12 protein-coding genes are annotated in these 16,450 nt (G+C 70.3%); 3 read left to right on the top strand and 9 right to left on the bottom strand.

Annotated features, from left to right (window positions below):
* Positions 1 to 107: 107 nt before the first annotated feature.
* Complete coding sequence (locus tag AC0IZJ_RS27850) at positions 108 to 2,081, top strand: TonB-dependent receptor family protein (protein WP_471855463.1); 1,974 nt, start codon at positions 108 to 110, stop codon at positions 2,079 to 2,081.
* 3 nt (positions 2,082 to 2,084) lie between these two features.
* On the opposite strand, the gene AC0IZJ_RS27845 is transcribed toward AC0IZJ_RS27850, so the two are convergent.
* Both AC0IZJ_RS27845 and AC0IZJ_RS27840 read right to left on the bottom strand, forming a co-directional pair.
* On the bottom strand, positions 2,085 to 2,525 hold the full coding sequence (locus AC0IZJ_RS27845) for a hypothetical protein (protein WP_471855461.1): 441 nt from the start codon (positions 2,523 to 2,525) through the stop codon (positions 2,085 to 2,087).
* Between the two features lie 243 nt (positions 2,526 to 2,768).
* Entirely contained in the window at positions 2,769 to 4,031 is a 1,263-nt protein-coding gene (locus AC0IZJ_RS27840) for a hypothetical protein (RefSeq protein WP_471855459.1), read from the bottom strand.
* Positions 4,032 to 4,229: 198 nt separating this feature from the next.
* On the opposite strand from AC0IZJ_RS27840, the gene AC0IZJ_RS27835 reads away from it, so the two are divergent.
* Both AC0IZJ_RS27835 and AC0IZJ_RS27830 read left to right on the top strand, forming a co-directional pair.
* Complete coding sequence (locus tag AC0IZJ_RS27835; protein WP_471855457.1) at positions 4,230 to 8,249, top strand: hypothetical protein; 4,020 nt, start codon at positions 4,230 to 4,232, stop codon at positions 8,247 to 8,249.
* Between the two features lie 142 nt (positions 8,250 to 8,391).
* Positions 8,392 to 9,378, top strand: a complete 987-nt coding sequence (locus AC0IZJ_RS27830) for a dienelactone hydrolase family protein (RefSeq protein ID WP_471855456.1) — start codon at positions 8,392 to 8,394, stop codon at positions 9,376 to 9,378.
* Between the two features lie 21 nt (positions 9,379 to 9,399).
* Here the strand turns inward: AC0IZJ_RS27830 and AC0IZJ_RS27825 are convergent, their stop codons facing one another.
* From AC0IZJ_RS27825 to AC0IZJ_RS27795, 7 genes are all read right to left on the bottom strand, one after another.
* On the bottom strand, positions 9,400 to 9,666 hold the full coding sequence (locus tag AC0IZJ_RS27825; RefSeq protein WP_471855454.1) for a DUF971 domain-containing protein: 267 nt from the start codon (positions 9,664 to 9,666) through the stop codon (positions 9,400 to 9,402).
* Between the two features lie 73 nt (positions 9,667 to 9,739).
* The gene (locus AC0IZJ_RS27820) at positions 9,740 to 10,717 is read right to left on the bottom strand and encodes a HEAT repeat domain-containing protein (protein ID WP_471855453.1); all 978 of its coding nucleotides are present in this window, start codon (positions 10,715 to 10,717) and stop codon (positions 9,740 to 9,742) included.
* Between the two features lie 4 nt (positions 10,718 to 10,721).
* A complete protein-coding gene (locus AC0IZJ_RS27815; protein ID WP_471855451.1) occupies positions 10,722 to 11,582 on the bottom strand; it encodes an ABC transporter ATP-binding protein in 861 nt (286 codons plus the stop codon).
* The gene (locus AC0IZJ_RS27810) at positions 11,579 to 12,418 is read right to left on the bottom strand and encodes an ABC transporter permease (protein ID WP_471855450.1); all 840 of its coding nucleotides are present in this window, start codon (positions 12,416 to 12,418) and stop codon (positions 11,579 to 11,581) included. Before AC0IZJ_RS27810 ends, AC0IZJ_RS27815 begins: the two co-directional genes overlap by 4 nt.
* A gap of 618 nt (positions 12,419 to 13,036) precedes the next feature.
* On the bottom strand, positions 13,037 to 14,431 hold the full coding sequence (locus AC0IZJ_RS27805) for an ABC transporter substrate-binding protein (RefSeq protein WP_471855448.1): 1,395 nt from the start codon (positions 14,429 to 14,431) through the stop codon (positions 13,037 to 13,039).
* A 6-nt stretch (positions 14,432 to 14,437) separates the two neighbouring features.
* Positions 14,438 to 14,698: a 4Fe-4S dicluster domain-containing protein gene (locus AC0IZJ_RS27800; protein WP_458232201.1), complete on the bottom strand. Its 261-nt coding sequence runs from the start codon at positions 14,696 to 14,698 to the stop codon at positions 14,438 to 14,440.
* An 11-nt stretch (positions 14,699 to 14,709) separates the two neighbouring features.
* A complete protein-coding gene (locus tag AC0IZJ_RS27795; protein ID WP_471855446.1) occupies positions 14,710 to 16,449 on the bottom strand; it encodes a fumarate reductase/succinate dehydrogenase flavoprotein subunit in 1,740 nt (579 codons plus the stop codon).
* Position 16,450: the final 1 nt, after the last annotated feature.

Genomic DNA, 16,450 nt, shown 5'->3' with positions numbered 1-16,450 from the left:
GGGCGGTCGGGGGGAGCTCTTTGGTTACTTTCTGGCGGACCAGAAAGTGACTCGCCCGCCGGGGCGAAATCCCGGCAACAGTCTCACTCGCTGCTGGATATCTCCGCATGAGCCTCCTTATCGGCGCCGCCCTCGCAACCGCAGCGGCCACCCAACTCGACACCGTCGTCCTCCATGGCCGCGCCACCGCCCCCACGCTGGCCATCGAGCGCATCGACGCTGAAACGCTGACCCGCGACGCCGAGGCGCAGGACCCCGCCCAGGCCCTGGCGCGAACACTCGCCCGCCTCCCTGGCCTCTACGCCGCCAACCGCGGCAACGACGCGCAGGATCTGCAGCTCTCCAGCCGCGGCTACGGTGCCCGCGCCAGCTTCGGCGTGCGCGGCCTGCGCCTCATCGCCGACGGCATCCCGGCCAGCACGCCCGACGGCCAGGGCCAGCTGGGCCACTGGCTGATCGCCGACGCCGCCTCGCTGGAAGTGCTGCGCGGCCCGTTCTCGGCGCTGTACGGCAGTGCCAGCGGCGGCGTCGTCGCGCTGCAAAGCCGCTGGCCGACGGCAGACCGCACCCACGCCGGGCTGACGCTCGGCGCCTTCGGCCTGCGGCAGGCCAGCGTGAGCCTGGACCGCCTGCCCGCCGAGGGCCAGGCCCTGAGCCTGGCTGCGCAGGTCACGCAGCGCGACGGCTGGCGTGCGCACAGCAGCAGCGAGCGCCGCCTGGCGCAGGCGCGCTGGCAGCTGCGCACGGCCGAACAGCAGTTCATGGCCGTGCTGCAGGTGCAGAGCCAGCCCGCGGACGACCCGCTGGGCCTGACCGCCGAGCAGTTTGCTGCCGACCCGCGCCAGACGGCGCCACAGGCCGAGGCCTTCAACACCCGCAAGACAGCCGAACAGCAGCAGCTGGGCCTGCGCTGGCAACGCGACCTGGATGCGAACACCCGCATGCAGGTCGCCGGCTGGCTGGGGCATCGCGCGGTGGACCAATGGCAGTCCATCCCTCTGGCCGTGCAGAACGGCGCCACCCACCCCGGCGGCGTCATCGAACTGCGGCGCCGCTTTGGCGGCATGGATGCGCGCCTGAACTGGGCGTTGGCCCCCGACCATGAATTGACGCTGGGCTGGGCCGTCGAGACCCAGCGCGACGCACGGCGCGGCTACCTGAACCAGGCCGGCCAGAGCGGTGCGCTCAAGCGCGACGAGACCAACCGCGCCCGCAGCAGCGAGCCCTATGCCCAATGGCGCTGGACGCCCACGCCCGAATGGGAGCTGCTGGCCGGCCTGCGCGCGAGCCAGTTGCGCTTTGACAGCGAAGACCGCTTCCTGTCCAACGGCGACGACAGCGGCGCGCGGCGCTTCAGCGGCGTGCAGCCCGTGGCCGGCGTCGCATGGCGGCCGGTGCCGGGTCATGTCTTGCGCCTGGCACTGGGCCGCGCGGCCGAGTCACCCACACTGACCGAGCTGGCCTACCGCAGCCAGGGCAGTGGATTCAACAACGAGCTGCGCCAACAGCGCAGCAAGCAGGTCGAGCTCGGCTGGGAGCTGCGCCAAGGCGAACGCCGTTTCGCCTTGACCGCCTTCCACGCCGAGACGCGCGACGAGATCAGCGTGCTGGCCAGCAGCGGCGGCCGCACCGTGTTCACCAATGCCGCGCAGACGCGCCGCAGCGGGCTGGAGGCGGCCGCGCAACTGCCTCTGGCGCCCGCCTGGCAGCTGGACCTGGCCGCCACGCGGCTGGCCACCCGCGTGCTGACGACCGGCCAGCCCCTGCCCGGCGTGCCCGCGGCGTTCGGCAGCGCCGAGCTGCGCTGGCAGGGCGAGGGCCTGGACGCCGCGCTGAGCCTGCAAGCCCGGGCGCGGTTGCCGGCCGATGACGCCGGCACCGCTGCAGCCGCAGGCGGTGGCCTGTGGGGCTTCAACATCGGCGGGCAGCTGGCGCCCGACTGGCGCTGGCGGCTGCGCGCCGACAACCTGCTGAACCGCGCCACGGCGGCCAGCGTCATCGTCAACGAGGCGAACCGGCGCTTCTTCGAGCCGGCGGCGCCGCGCGGGTGGAGCGTCAGCCTGAGCTGGCAGCCCCGTTGAACGTCAGCCCAGCGAGAGCAGCGCGAAGGCCGTCGCGTTGATCAGCGCATGCGGCAGCGCCGCAGCGGCAAAGGCCTTCCACCACGCTTGCGGCCGCCAGGCCAGGTAGCTGCAGCTGAAGATGTAGAAGCCCCAGAACGTGCCGAAGAACCAGAGCAGGCCGAACGCGCCGTGCAGAGCGCCCCACAGCACGCTGGCCGCGACAGCGACGAACAAGGGTCTGTTCGACATGAGGGACAGCAGCCACAGCAGGCCGCCCAGCAACACCGTTTCCACGAGCGGCGCGAAGACCACCATGCCGAAGAACTCCTTGATCGACGCTTCGCGATCAGGTGCCGCGAATGGCGTCGGATCAATACCCAGCAAGTGCATCAAGCCACGGGCCAATCCCACGAAGACCGCGCTTGGCAGCAGCGCCAGCGGCCATGCCAGCAGGCATTGCATTGGCAGCGACCCCGCCGGCCGCGCCGACAACAGTGCCAGCAAAGGCGCATGCCAGCGCCTTGTCGGCGTAGCTTCGGCCAGCGTGACGGGTGAGGTTCCAAGACCAGGCATGAGAGATCGGCGTCAGTTCAGTCGGAAGATTCCGGCCGAGGCACTATGCCGGCGCGTCCGTCGGTGGGCATGCGCTGGCCGAGGTGAAGATGCACGTCGCGCTTGGCCCGCTTGCAGGCCGGGGGGGGCCGCTCAAAGCTGGCGCTGCCACTGCGCCGCCGTGCGGCCGGTCATGGCCTCCACCCACTGCCAGGCGCGCCGCTGGCGTTCGTCCACGCCCTTGAAGTTGACCGCCATGTCCTCCTCGACCCGGCGCTTCTGCAGGTCGCAGGACTGCAGGCAGGCCGCCAGCCGCTGCCTCAGCGCCAGGCGCTTGATGCCCGGCTCCACCCACCAGCCGCGGGCCAGGCTCACCTCCGCCACACGCTCCTCGCACGCCGGCTGACAACGCAAGGCAGTCAGCCTGTCCCGGCAAGCCTGCACCGTGGCGGGCTCGGGCATCAGCGCGCGCAGCGTCCTGAAGTTGGAGCCAGGGTTGTCGACGCGAGCCATCAGGCTCAACGTGGCGGGCCGGTCGGTCGGATGCAGGCGCAGCAGCAGCCGGGCGACCAGGCTGGAGCCCGGCGATGCCGACTGCACGCCCAGCGCCTCGCGCTCCTCGGCACTGCCGGCCCAGTTGCGCACATAAGCCACGCGCTGGATCGAGCCCATGGCGTCGACGCGCAGCAGTGTCGACTTCGCTTCCGATTTCTGGGCAAGAGCCGCATGCAGCAGCAGCGCCGTGTGGATGGCTGGAAAGTGCTCCGCAGCCGACAACGGCATCACCGGCGGCCCGTCGACTCCGGCCGAGCCCAGCGGCGGCGGCACCGCCAGGTAGCGCACCTCGGCCAGGCCAGGCCAGTGGTGCCGGCTCACCACATGCAGTGCCAGCCAGTCCGGGGCATGGGCCGCCAGGCCGGGCAGCAGCCGGGCGAGCGGCAGGGTCTCGCTGCTGCCGGACGGCAGCTCGATGCGCCAGGCCTGCCGCTGTGCGCAGGCACCACCGGCACAAGCGGCATGGCGAAGGTCCAGCCGTTCGCCGCCACCGCCATGCGGATGGGGTGGCCACGGCGATGGGCCGCCTTGTCCCCAGCCCAGCGTCGTCCGGCAGAACCGCGAATCCGGCTGTGCCAATAACCGCGGTGCGCCAAAGTGCTCCAGGCTCATCAGCGCTTGCGCGTCTACCGGCGTCCAACTGGCGCCCGGCAGTTCCCCCAGCGCTTCGCGCGGCGCGCTCACGATGAAGCTGGACCGGTCGCCATCGACGACCCACAAGGCCACCGGCCAGCCACCGCTGGCGTCCGCGTCGGCGCGGCCCAGCACGATGTCCCGCTCCTCTGCCTGGGCCTGCGCGGGCAACGCCAAGGCGAGGCACGCGGCCATCCACGCAGCCTGCCACCATCGCCGCAGCGCCATGTCTTCTCCCTTTGGGGCTTGCCCTATGGCTGGCGATGTTATGAGGCAGCAGGCGCGCCTGGCTGAACCGCCGCCCGCGCAGGACGCGCCTCCAGGAAAACGCACGTCGGCGTTCGCCCTGCGCTGTGTTGGAATCGCCGGCGCTTGTTGGCCCAAGCCGCACCGATGGCGGCAGGCCCACGCTCAGGGAGAGAGACGATGAAGCGCTTCACGACGACGCTGCTGTTGCTGCTCGCGGGCCTGGCCGCGCAGGCCGCACCGCTGACCCCCACCGAGCTGCCCGCCGCGCTGCGCGACTGGCTGCCCTGGGCCCAGCAAGGCCAGCCGCCGCTGGGTTGCCCGGCGCAGGCCGACGGCGAGGCGGCGCATTGCGTCTGGCCCGGGCGTCTGCAGCTCAGCGCATCCGCCCGCGAGGCCAGCTTCAAGCTGGATGTTCAGGTCTTCGGCGCTTCCGCCCGCGTGGCACTGCCCGGCGAGGCCGGCGCCTGGCCGCAGGATGTGAAGGCCGGCGGCAAGGCGCTGCCCGTCACCGAGGCCGACGGCCATCCGGCCGTGTGGTTGGCGCCGGGCGTGCATGTGGTCGAAGGCCGCATCACCTGGCCCCAGACGCCGCAGAACCTGGCCGTGCCGGATGGCCTTGGCGCCATCGTCGTGACCAGCGACGGCGCCACGCAGGCGCGCGCGCCTGACGGCGAAGGGCGGCTGTGGCTGCGTGCCGTCGTGAACCCGGAGGAAGCGAGCGACAGCGTCACGGTGCAGACCGTGCGCCTCGTCGACGACGACCTGCCGCTGACCGTGACGACCGCCTTCGAGCTGCGCGTGGCCGGCCGCTCGCGCGCCGTGGAGCTACCTGCCGCGCTGCTGCCCGGCCTGCGCGCGATGCAGCTGGACAGCCCGCTGCCTGCGCGCCTGGCCGAGGACGGCCGCCTCATCGTGCAGGCGCGGCCCGGCAACTGGCGCATCGAGTTGCGTGCGCGGCTGAATGCGCCGGTGCAGGCGCTGACCTTGCCTGAGGGCGCGGCGATTGAGGAGGTCTGGGTGGTCCAGGCGCAACCGGGGCTGCGCTTGATCCGCCCCGAGGGCGTCACCAGCGTGGACCCGCGCCAGGTCGAGATGCCCGAGGCTTGGCGCGCGCTGCCGGCCTTTCGCTTGAAGCCCGGTGAGACGCTGAAGCTGACGGAGCTGCAGCGTGGCAATGCCAAGCCGGCGCCTGACGCGCTGAATCTGAAACGCACGCTGTGGCTGGATTTCGACGGCCGCGGGCTGACGGCACACGACCAGTTCAAGGGCGAGCTGTCGGCCAGCGCGCGGCTGGCCATGGCCTCGCCCGGCCAGCTCGGCCGCGCGTCCATCGGCGACGCGGACCAGCCCATCACCCGGCTGGCGAAGGACGGCCCTGCCGGCTTCGAGGTGCGCGAGCGCACGGCCCGCATTGAGGCCGACAGCCGCTGGCCGCGCGACGGCGCACTACCCGCCAGCGGCTGGGGCACAACCATCGACGGCATGGCGGCGACGCTGAACCTGCCGCCCGGCTGGCGGCTGCTGCATGCGCAGGGCCCCAGCCACGCCGGCGGCGCCTGGGTAGCCATGTGGACGCTGTGGGACTTCTTCTTCGTGCTGCTGGCGGCGCTGGCCGCCTTCCGGCTGCTGGGCTGGCGCGTCGGCGTGCTGCTGGGCGTGGCGCTGGCCCTGACTTGGCACACACCGGGCAGCCCGTCGGCCGTGCTGTGGTTTGCGCTGCTGGCGCTGACGGCGCTGGCGCGGGTGATGCCAGCCGGGCGCGGCCAGCGCATCTTTGCGCGCAGCCGCGTGGCGATGGCGGGCCTGCTGGTGCTCGTGCTGCTGCCGTTCACCGTGCAGGAGATCCGCGAGGCGATCTACCCGAGCCTGGAGCGCAAAGGCATGCTGGTCACCAAGCAGGCGCCCGAGGGCGTGCGAGTCATCGAGGCGGAACCGGCGCCGGTGATGGCGGTCATGGCACCCGATGCTCAGCTGTCCAAGGCCGAGCGCCGGGCCGGAGCGTCGCAGGACAAGATGAGTTCGCCCTATGCCAGCAGCGAGCTCGCCCGCGTCGACCCCGGCGCCCGTGTGCAGACCGGCCCCGGCCTGCCAACGTGGAACTGGCGCTCCTATCCCCTGCACTGGAGCGGCCCCGTGACGCCCGAGGAAACGCTGAACCTGTGGCTGCTGCCGCCCTGGGCCACGGCCCTGCTCAAGCTCGTCGGCCTGGCCTTGCTCGCGGCCGCACTCGCCGCCGTGGCCGGCTGGCAGCCACCGCGCCTGCCTCGAGCTGCCGCTGGCGCCGTTGCGACCCTGCTCATGGCGCTGACCCTGACGCCACAACCGAGCGAAGCCCAGATCCCCGCGCCCAGCGATGACCAGCTCCAGGCCATGCGCGACAAGCTCGCCGCGCCGCCCGACTGCCTGCCCAACTGCGCCGCACTGGCTCGCCTGCTCGTCAGCGCCAGTGGCTCCACCGTGCAGCTGCGCGCCGAGATCCATGCGCAGGCGCTCGTCGCCGTGCCGCTGCCCGGCCAGGGCACGGGCTGGCAGCCAGGCAGCGTCACGCTGGACGGCCAGCCCGCCGCCACGCGTCGCGACGACGAGGGGCGCCTGTGGGCTGCAGTGCACGCCGGCGTGCATCAGATGGTGCTGGCGGCCGACGTGGGCCACGCCACCGGCCTGGACATCGCGCTGCCGCTGCCACCGCGCACGCTGCAGACTGATCTCAAGGGCTGGACGCTGGCCGGGCTGGATCCGCGCGGCCAGAGCACCGGCGCCATCTCGTTGAGCCGCGAGGCCACCACCGGCAACGCGCGGGCGGAGGATGCCGGCACGCAGCGGGACGCGCTGGCGCCGCTGGTGCGCGTGGACCGCCGCCTGGAGCTGGGCCTGCGCTGGCAGGTGGTGACGCGCATCGAACGCATCGCCCCCAGCCGCGCGCCGCTTCGCGTGCGCTGGGCGCTGCTGCCGGGCGAGGCCGTCAGCGATGCAGGCGTGACGGTCGCCGATGGCATGGCGGGCCTGCAACTCGGCGGCGACGACGCCGTGGAAGTGGCCAGCACGCTGCCGCCCGCCGAGGCGCTGACGCTGACCGCCAGCAAGGAGCCCAACCAGGTCGAGCGCTGGACCGTGGCCGCGTCGCCGCAATGGCATGTGGACGCCAGCGGCCTGACGGCCACGGCGCTGCAGCAGCAGGGCCAATGGCTGCCCGAATGGCGGCCCTGGCCTGGCGAGACGCTCAAGCTGGCCATCAGAAAGCCCGCCGGCGTGGCTGGCCAGACGCTGACGCTGGACAGCGTGAAGACGATGCTGGAACCCGGCGAGCGAAGCACCGCCGTGCACCTGGAGATGAAGCTGCGCGCCAGCCTGGGCGGCTCGCACACGCTGAAGCTGCCGGCCGGCGCCGAGCTGCAGAGCGTGCAGATCAACGGCCAGAAGCTGGCCCTGCAGCTGCGCGATGGCGCCTTGAGCCTGCCGCTGACGCCGGGTGCCCAGACCGTCGACCTGCGCTGGACGGAGCCCGAGGGCATGGGCATGCTGTGGCGCCACGAAGGCCTGTCGCTGGGGCTGCCCGGCGTCAACGATGCGCTGCAGCTGACCATGCCCGAAGACCGCATCGTGCTGGCCGTCGGTGGCCCGCTGATCGGCCCGGCCGTGCTGATCTGGGGCGTGCTGGTGGTCGTGATCGTGCTGGCCTGGTTGGCGCCGCGCGGCCTGCCGGGTGTGATGGGCCGGCCCGCATGGTTGATCCTCGCCTTGGGCGTGGCGCCGGTGTCGCTGTGGGCGCTGGCGGTGCTGGCCGGCTGGTTTGGCACGCTGGAGGCGCGGCGCCGCTGGGTTGCTCATGGTGGCAAGGGCGGCCGGCGCTGGCTGCGCATCGCCGTGCAATTGGGGCTGGTGCTGTGGACCTGCTTCGCCATTGCAGCGCTGCTGGACGTGCTGCGCACCGGCCTGCTCGGCTACCCCAACCTGCTGGTTGCCGGGCCGGGGTCGAGCAGCCACGAGCTGAACTGGGTGAGCGACCGCTTTAGCGAGCACACGGCCGGCGCCTGGGTCGTCAGCGCGCCGGTGTGGCTGTATCGCCTGCTGATGCTGGGCTGGGCGCTGTGGCTGGCGGCGTCGCTGCTGAGGTGGGTGACGTGGGCCTGGGCCGCCTTCAGCGCGGGTGGGGCGTGGCCGGAGAAGGCCAAGGTGGTGGTGAGCACCGAGGGTTGAGGAGAGGACCTCCCAGGCCGGAGGAAGCGACAAAGGGCGCTTCAGGCAAGTCCTTAAGGCGCTCCGCCTGACATGGTGTTACGTTTTCGCGGGCGTCAGGTCGGCGGTCTTCCGGCGCGAATACACATCAACGGAGGCGGATATGGTTTGGCGATTCTTCAGGGTGACAGGTCTTGCGGCACTGACCGCGGCGGCGGCGTTGGTCGCCGTGCCGGCGCAGGCGTCGGGCGATGACGGTCATGGCCCGGGCTCGGCACCCGACGTTTCCTTCATCCAGTTCCAGTCGCCCAATCTGGCAGCGCCCGGCACGCCGTTGACGATCCAGGGCAAGCTGAGCGTGCCGCAGCATCCCGGGCGGCATGGCGGCCCGGGTGGCCACCACGGCCACCGCAAGCTGCCGGCCGTGTTGATCCTGCACGGCTCGTCCGGGGTCGACTCGCGCGGCGATTTCTACGAAGCGGCACTCAACGCGGCCGGTATCGCCACCCTGCAGATCGACATGTGGCAGGCACGCGGCGTTGCCACGGCCGCCCAGAGACCCAACGCACCCGTCCTGACCTACCCCGATGCGTTCTCGGCGCTGGCCTTCCTGGCGCAGCAGCCGGGCATCGACGGCACGCGTGTCGGCGTCCTGGGCTTCTCGTGGGGCGGGCTGGTGAGCCTGGGCACGGCCGAGCGCCTGTACGCGGGCCAGTTCGGTGGCGGCCGCACCTTCAAGGCCCATGTGGCGAACTACCCCGTCTGCTACGCCTGGAACAACACGGCCTTGCTCGCCGCGGTGCGCAGCACGCCGGCGCAATACGGCGTGCAGTGGATCAACCTGACCGGCGCGCCCGTGCTGATCCAGGTCGGCACCAAGGACGACTACGACAACAGCAGCCAGCCCTGCGAGGCGCTGGCGCAGTCGGCCAACGCGGGCAACGGCGGCATCGTCAAAGTGAACGCCTACCCGGGCGCCACGCATGGCTGGGACCGGCTGATGGTGCCCATCGTCGTGTCTGACCCCTTCGCCAACCAGGGCAGCTTCTTCAGCACCGGCGTGCCGCCGGCGGTGCACTTCACGCCCGACGCTGATCAGGCCTACCAGTCGCGTGCGCGCGTCGTGCGCTTCTTCGAGAAGCAGCTCTAGGCAGTCGCTGGGGAGCTGGTGCTATGCGGCCAGCTCCTGCAGCCAGGCCCAGGGGTAGATGCCCCGGTCGTGGCCGTCGCTGAAGACGAGTTGCAGCGCGTACTGGCCCACGGGCCGCGCGTCGGCCAGCTGCACATCGGCGCCATCGCTGTGGCTGCGGCCGGCGCGGCAATCGCCGCAGCGGCAGGCGGCGCGCAGGCGGGCGGCGGAGAGTTCCGAATCACCGTCCGGCCAGCGCAGGCGCAGGGCGGTGGGCGTCAGGTCGACGGCTTCGGGGACTGCGCTCATTGGTGCACCTTTCGGCCTGCGGCCTTGCCCGCCAGGCGGGAGCGAGCTTGCTTGGGGCGGCCCGGCGCGGCGCTCATCGGTCCACACCGGCCGGCGCGCCCAGCCGCTGCAGCGACAGCCGCACGGCCTTGCGCACTTCGGGGTCGGGGTCGGCTGCGGCGGCCTGCAGCACCGCCACGGCGCTCGTGTCGCCGATGTCGCCCAGGGCGATGGCTGCTTCCTTGCGCAGGTTGCCGGCGGGGTGGATGAGGGCGTGGCTGAGCACGGGCACGGCCTGCACGTCGGCAATGCGGCCGAGGGCCCGGGCGGCGCGCAGGCGCACCTGCCAGTAGTCGTCGTCCATGGCGGCGCGCAGTGCGGTGGCGGCGGCCGTGGCGCGCAGCTTGCCGAGGGTGGAGGCGGCTTCCTCGCGAATGGTCCAGGCGGGGTCTTGCAAGGCCTCGCACAACGCGGCCTGCACGTTGGCGACCTGCTCCGGCGCGGCCAGGCCCAGCGCACCGGCGGCGGCGCGGCGCACCTCCGTGTCGGCATCGGCGATGACGACGCGCGTCAGCAGCGGCAGGGCGGCGCCATGCTTGAGCCAGCCCAGCACGGCGACGGCCTCGCGGCGCACGGTGGCGTCGGCATGCTGCAGCGCCGCCAGCGCGGGCGTGGCGGCGGCTGGCACGCGCAGCTCGCGCAACGCACGCAGGGCCGAAGCGCTGATGAAGGCATCGGGCGAGGCGGCGTGGGCCAGCAGGCGCTCGCCGGAGCGCGGGTCCTTCAGCTCGGTGAGGGACTGGGCGGCGGCGGCCGAGACCTCGGCCGTGTCGCTCAAGGCGGCGGCGAGGGCGTCGACGACGGTGGGCTCATCCCAGCCCGCCAGTGCGCGCGCGGCCTCGGCGCGCAGCGTGGGCTCGGGGTCGTCGCGCAGCAGCCGGGCCAGCGCGGGCAGCAGGGCTTCGTCTTCGATGTCGGCAAAGTCCAGCACGGCGACGCGGCGCATGCCGGCGTCGGGGTCGGCCAGGCGTGCCAGCAGGTCTTGCACTTCGGGATCGATCAGATGGGTCATGGCATCAGTTGGCGAAACGCCATTTGCGTTTGTCATCGCTGGGCGGCGGTGGGCCGAGGGGAGACAGCCGCTCCAGCGGTGGCGCGTGGCCGTCTTCCCGCAGCAGGCCCAGGCAGCGGCGCTTGAGCTGCACGAAGGCCGGCTCGGTCAGCAGCGCAGCGTTGCGCGGGCGGGGGAAGTCCAGCTTGAGTTCCTCGACGATGCGGCCCGGGCGGGGGCCGATGACGAGCACGCGGTCGGCAAGAAAAAGGGCTTCGTCGATGTCGTGGGTGACGAAGACGACGGTGGTCCGCATGCGCGTCCACAGCGCCAGCAGCATCTCCTGCATGCGGCTGCGGGTGAGCGCATCCAGCGCGCCGAAGGGCTCGTCCATCAGCAGCACGCGCGGATGGTTGATGAGGACGCGGGCGATCTCCACACGCTGCTGCATGCCGCCCGACAGCTCGCGCGGATAGCGCTGCTCGAAGCCCGCCAGGCCGACGAGCTGCAGCAGCTCGTGCGCGCGCTGCTCGCGCTCGGTGCGCGGCACGCCCTTCATCTTCAGGCCGTAGCCGACGTTGTCGGCGACGGTCTTCCACGGGAACAGCGTGTGCTGCTGAAAGACCAGGCCGCGGTCCGGGTCGGGGCCGGTGATGGCCTCGCCGTCCAGGCTGACACGGCCGTGCGATGGGGATAGATGGCCCGCCAGGGCGCCCAGCAGCGTCGACTTGCCGCAGCCCGAGGGGCCGAGCAGGCAGACAAACTCGCCGGGTGCAATCGTGACCGAGAGGTCGTGCAGCACCTCGAAGCGCGACGGGCCTTCGCCCAGCGCTATGGACAGGTGCTCGACGTGGATGCGTCCGCCTTCCTCCGTTGTTTCATTCATCGCCTGCCTCCTTGTGTCCTGTGCCAGGGCATCAGCCGCGCGCCGGCCCAGTTGATGAGCGCACTGCTGCCCATGCCTAACGCGCCGATGACGAGCATGCCGACGACGATGTTGGGATAGGCCTGCACGGTATAGCTCTCCCACGTGTAGTAGCCGATGCCGTACTGGCCGGCGATCATTTCGGCGGTGACGAGGCAGAACCAGCAGGTGCCCATGCCGATGGACAGGCCGGTGACGATGCTGGGCGCGGCGCCCGGCGCGATGACCTCGGTGAAGAGGCGCCAGCCTTTTGTGCCGAGACCTCTTGCCGAAGCAATGAGGCGCACTTCGACGGCTTCGACACCGTGGATGGTGTTGAGCAGGATGGGGAAGAGGGCGCCGACGAAGGTGATGTAGATCATGCTGCCCTCGGACGAGGGAAACATCAGGATGGACAGCGGGATCCACGCGACGGCGGGGATGGGGCGCAGCACCTCCAGCGGTGGCAGCAGCAGCTTGTTGGCCAGTGGGAGGCGGCCGATCAGCAGGCCGAGGGTGACTCCGATTGCTGCCGCGAGGCTGAAGCCGGTGCCGACGCGGAGGAGGCTGCTGGACAGGTGAGGCCAGAGCTTGGGGGACTGGGCGAGCTGGATGGCGGCTTCGAGGACTTCGGCGGGGGCTGGGGTGTTGGCGAAGGTGATGAAGCCGAGGTGCAGGCGCCAGGTGCAGGCGAGTTGCCAGAGGAGCAGGCAGGCTGCTAGCGAGAGTAGTTGTACAGACAACCTGGCGAGCGGCAGGCGCTTGGCCGGCCGGGTCTCGCGACGTGGCGCAGCGGTGGCGGGGAGGACGGCGCTCATTGGGTGGTGCTCCAACTCTGGGTTGACGCGTGAGAGTGGTGCCGGGATTTCGCCCCGGCGGGCGACCTACTTTCTGGGCCGCCAGAAAGTAGGCAAAGAGCTCCCCCCGACCGCCCCGCCCTTCGCTGCGCTTCGGGTGCCCTGCGCTGCTCAGTCCTTGAGGGCCCGCGCGGAACTCCCTTCGCTACGCTGCGGTCAGACAACCGCGCGGAGTCAGTTTTTGAAGTGCGCTGCGCGCACGCCCTCAAGGCCTTGCGCTGCTCGGCGGTGCTAAAGGGGGTAAGAGGAATACCTCGCGGCGAACGGCTTTCAGGTTTGGCTGTTGGCTGTTCGGTCTCTGGGGCCTCCCCTTCTAAACCGCCGAGAAGCGCAGAAGCCCGGGGCGCGCGCGCAGCGCGCATCAACAACTGACTTCGCACCCCTTTGTTTGAACGCAGCGTAGCGAAGTGAGTTGGGTGCGGCCCCGGGTTTCGAGCATCGCAGGGGACCCGGCTATGCCGGGCGGTTTCGCAGGGGAGAGCTTTTTGCCTACTTTTTGGCGGCGCAAAAAGTAGGTCGGCCGCCGGGACGAAATCCCGGCTGGGCCTGTGCACAAAGCCACTCTTCATCACAGCAACCTCAACGCGCCTTGGCGACAGCCTGCGCGCCAGCAAAGTCCACCGCCTTGCCCTTTACCGCCGCCGCATAAGCATCAGCCGCATCCTTCTGCAAGAACGCACTCAACTGCCCCTTGCCATCGACCACGAACGACGCGTTGGCCGCCAGCAGCTTGATGCGATGCACGAGGTCATGCACGTAGACGCCACGCGCCTTTTTGCCCTCGCCTTCGAGCTTGCGCAGGTCCGCCAACGCTCCTTCAATCGACGCGTAATGCCGCACCTTCGGCTCGCCCACCAACCAGATCCCAGCCACGCGCTGGAAATCGACAATCGGCTTGCCTGTCACGGCATCGGATGCCTTCAACCCCAGCTTGTCGTAGTTCTTCAACCTGGTCTCGTAGTCCAACCCCGAGGCCTTGAACGCTGCGCGGATGTACTGGTCGTCCACGAAGGTCTCCGCCTTCAACGGCGACTCACGCCCCATCAGCTTCAGCGTCTCGATGGACGTCGCCAGCGCCTTGCGGTACTCCGGCTTCCACGTGTTGTCGCGCGTCTGCAGGCCGAGAGGCCCGTGGTAGAGGTAGTTCACCGCGGCCTCGATGCCGGTGATCTTCTCAATCAGCTCGCTGTACTTCTCCGGCTCCGCGGCAATCAGCCGGTCCGCTTCCAAGGCAGCGCGCAGGAAGGCGACAACGATCTCCGGGTACTTCTTCGCGTAGTCGCCCGCCACCAGCGAGCCGTGATACGTGGGCGCATTCGCCTGCGCGCCGTCATAGATCTTGCGTGCAATGCCGCGGTGCTCGAACAGCTCCGCAAAGGGCACGAAGTCGGCATGCGCCTCGATCTTGTTGGCCTGCAGCGCGGGGCCCGCCACCTCGGGCGCCTGCGTGATGATGTTGACGTCCTTCTGCGGGTCCCAGCCCTGCGAGGCGATGGCCCGCAGCAGCATGCCGTGGGCGGTAGACGCGAAGGGCACGGAGATCGTGCGGCCCTTCAACTCGGACAGCGACGTGAGCGTCGACTGCTTCGGGACCACGATGCCGTTGCCGCTGCCCAGCGTGCTTCCCGAGAGCACGGTCAGGAACACGCTCTGCTTGCCGGCCTTCAGGAAGGCCGCGCCATTGTTGGAGCCGGGAAAGTCGGCCATGGAGCCGATGTCCAGCTTGTCGGCGACCATCTCGTTGGTCAGTGGCGCGCCGGAGGTGAAGTTCTTCCACTGGATGTCGTAGGTGACACCCTTGTATCTGCCGTCCTTGGGCAGGTACTTCTCCAGCAGCTTGAGTTCGCGGATCAAGAGGCCGCCGGTGGCGCAGTTGATCGTCGTGTCCTGCGTGCCGATGGCCACGCGAATGGTCTCGGCATGGGCGCCGGCAGCCAGCGCGAGAGACAGGGCGAGGAGAGTCAGCTTCATCATGTCAGTTCAACGGAGGAGGTAGGGAATTTCGACGTGGACCGCACCGGTGGGGCAGTCCTTCTCGCAGGGCATGCAGTACCAGCACTCGTCGAACTTCATGTAGGCCGTGCCCTTGCTGAGGTCAATGGCCAGCACGTCGAGCGGGCAGACGTCCACGCAGACGGTGCAGCCCTTGTGGGCGATGCACTTGTCGGCGTCGACGGTGACGGGCACCTGGCTGGGCGTCAGCGCCTGCGGGCGGATGGGGGTGGTCATGGCGGTGGTCATGGGCTGATCCTTCAGGCGGGCACGGGTTCGGCGGGCGAATTGGCAGGGATACGCAGCCGCTGGTAGGCCGCGCTCTCGGTCGCGGCGATGGGGACGATGTAGGGCTCGATGGCACGCTTGAAGCAGGCCATGCGGCCATCGGCGCCCTTGTGGAGTTGGGCGTGGACGAACCAGTCCGCGTCGTTGCGCTCCGGGTAGTCGACCCGTGCGTGATACAGACCCCAGCGGCTCTCCGTTCGGAACAGCGATGCCCGTGCAGCCATCTCCGCGCAGTCGCGGATGAAGTGCACTTCCATCGCCCGCATCAGCTCGTGCGGGTCCCGGGCCTGCAGCTGGCCCAGGTCCTCGCGGATGCCCTCGAAGCGCTCCAGGCCGATCTCCATCTTCTTCGTGACCTTGGGCGGCTGCAGGTAGTCGTTGACCATGCGGCGCAGCTTGAATTCGACCTGGCTGGGCGGCAGGCCGTTTTGCCTCAGCAGGGGCGCTTGCACGCGGGCGCGCTCGGTCTCGACCTGGCCTGCGTCGACCGGCGCAAAGTCGTTCGCCGCGCAGAAGGCCGCGCTGCTCTCGCCGGCCAGCTTGCCGTAGACGAAGGCGCCCAGCATGTAGTTGTGCGGCACGCTGGCCATGTCGCCGGCGGCATGCAGCCCGGCCACCGTCGTCTGCGCGTGCTTGTTCACCCACACGCCCGAGGCCGAGTGGCCGCTGCACAGGCCGATCTCGGAGATGTGCATCTCGACCATGCGCTCTCGGTAGTCCGTCCCGCGCCCGGCGTGGAAGCGCCCGCGGCTGGGCCGCTCGTTGGTGTGCAGGATGGTCTCGATCTCCTGGATCGTTTCTTCGGCGAGGTGGTCCAGCTTCAGGAACACCGGGCCGTTGCCGCCCTGCAGCTCACGGTAGAACTCCCACATCATCTGTCCCGACCAGTAGTCGCATTCGATGAAGCGCTGGCCCTGGGCGTTGGTCGTGTAGCCGCCGAAGGGCCCGGTCACGTAGGCGCAGGCGGGGCCGTTGTAGTCCTTGATCAGCGGGTTGATCTGGAAGCACTCGATGCCGGACAGCTCCGCCCCCGCGTGATACGCCATGCTGTAGCCGTCGCCCGCGTTGGTGGGGTTCTCGTAGGTGCCGAACAGATAGCCGCTGGCCGGCAGGCCCAGCCGCCCGGCGGCGCCGCAGGAGAGCACGACGGACTTGGCGCGGATGACGTGGAAGTCGGCCGTGCGGCAGTCGAAGGCCATCGCGCCGGCAATGCGGCCCTCGTGCGTCAAGAGCCGCGTGGCGACCAGGCGGTTGGTGATCTCGACCCGCGTGCGCTTGAGCTGGCGGTAGAGCACCTTCTTGATGTCGTGGCCTTCCGGCATCGGCAGCACATAACTGCCCATGTGGTGGACCTTCTTGACGGCGTAGTCGCCGGTCTCGTCCTTCTCGAACTTGACGCCCCAGCGGTCCAGCTCCTCGACCATCGCGTGGCTGTTGGCCGCGTAGGCCATGACGGCCTTCTGGTTGACGATGCCGTCATTGGCGACGGTGATCTCGCGCACGTATTGCTCGGGCGTGGCGTGGCCGGGCAGCACGGCGTTGTTGAGGCCGTCCATGCCCATGCTGATGGCGCCGCTGCGCTTGACGTTGGCCTTCTCCAGCAGCAGCACGCGAAGCGCGGGGTTGGCCTGCTTGGCCTTGACGGCTGCCATCGGGCCGGCGGTGCCGCCGCCGATGACGAGGACGTCGACTTCGGTTTCTATGAGGTTCATG

It is taken from the genome of Roseateles sp. AC306 (assembly GCF_979253795.1).
This window is presented reverse-complemented; position numbering and strand designations above follow the sequence as displayed.

What these genes read in the sequence shown, in the direction of transcription:
- AC0IZJ_RS27805 (WP_471855448.1), bottom strand. Translation starts at nt 14,431, where the DNA reads ATGATGAAGCTGACTCTCCTCGCCCTGTCTCTCGCGCTGGCTGCCGGC.
- AC0IZJ_RS27850 (WP_471855463.1), top strand. Translation starts at nt 108, where the DNA reads ATGAGCCTCCTTATCGGCGCCGCCCTCGCAACCGCAGCGGCCACCCAA.
- AC0IZJ_RS27820 (WP_471855453.1), bottom strand. Translation starts at nt 10,717, where the DNA reads ATGACCCATCTGATCGATCCCGAAGTGCAAGACCTGCTGGCACGCCTG.
- AC0IZJ_RS27810 (WP_471855450.1), bottom strand. Translation starts at nt 12,418, where the DNA reads ATGAGCGCCGTCCTCCCCGCCACCGCTGCGCCACGTCGCGAGACCCGG.
- AC0IZJ_RS27845 (WP_471855461.1), bottom strand. Translation starts at nt 2,525, where the DNA reads ATGCAATGCCTGCTGGCATGGCCGCTGGCGCTGCTGCCAAGCGCGGTC.
- AC0IZJ_RS27795 (WP_471855446.1), bottom strand. Translation starts at nt 16,449, where the DNA reads ATGAACCTCATAGAAACCGAAGTCGACGTCCTCGTCATCGGCGGCGGC.
- AC0IZJ_RS27840 (WP_471855459.1), bottom strand. Translation starts at nt 4,031, where the DNA reads ATGGCGCTGCGGCGATGGTGGCAGGCTGCGTGGATGGCCGCGTGCCTC.
- AC0IZJ_RS27800 (WP_458232201.1), bottom strand. Translation starts at nt 14,698, where the DNA reads ATGACCACCGCCATGACCACCCCCATCCGCCCGCAGGCGCTGACGCCC.
- AC0IZJ_RS27830 (WP_471855456.1), top strand. Translation starts at nt 8,392, where the DNA reads ATGGTTTGGCGATTCTTCAGGGTGACAGGTCTTGCGGCACTGACCGCG.
- AC0IZJ_RS27815 (WP_471855451.1), bottom strand. Translation starts at nt 11,582, where the DNA reads ATGAATGAAACAACGGAGGAAGGCGGACGCATCCACGTCGAGCACCTG.
- AC0IZJ_RS27835 (WP_471855457.1), top strand. Translation starts at nt 4,230, where the DNA reads ATGAAGCGCTTCACGACGACGCTGCTGTTGCTGCTCGCGGGCCTGGCC.
- AC0IZJ_RS27825 (WP_471855454.1), bottom strand. Translation starts at nt 9,666, where the DNA reads ATGAGCGCAGTCCCCGAAGCCGTCGACCTGACGCCCACCGCCCTGCGC.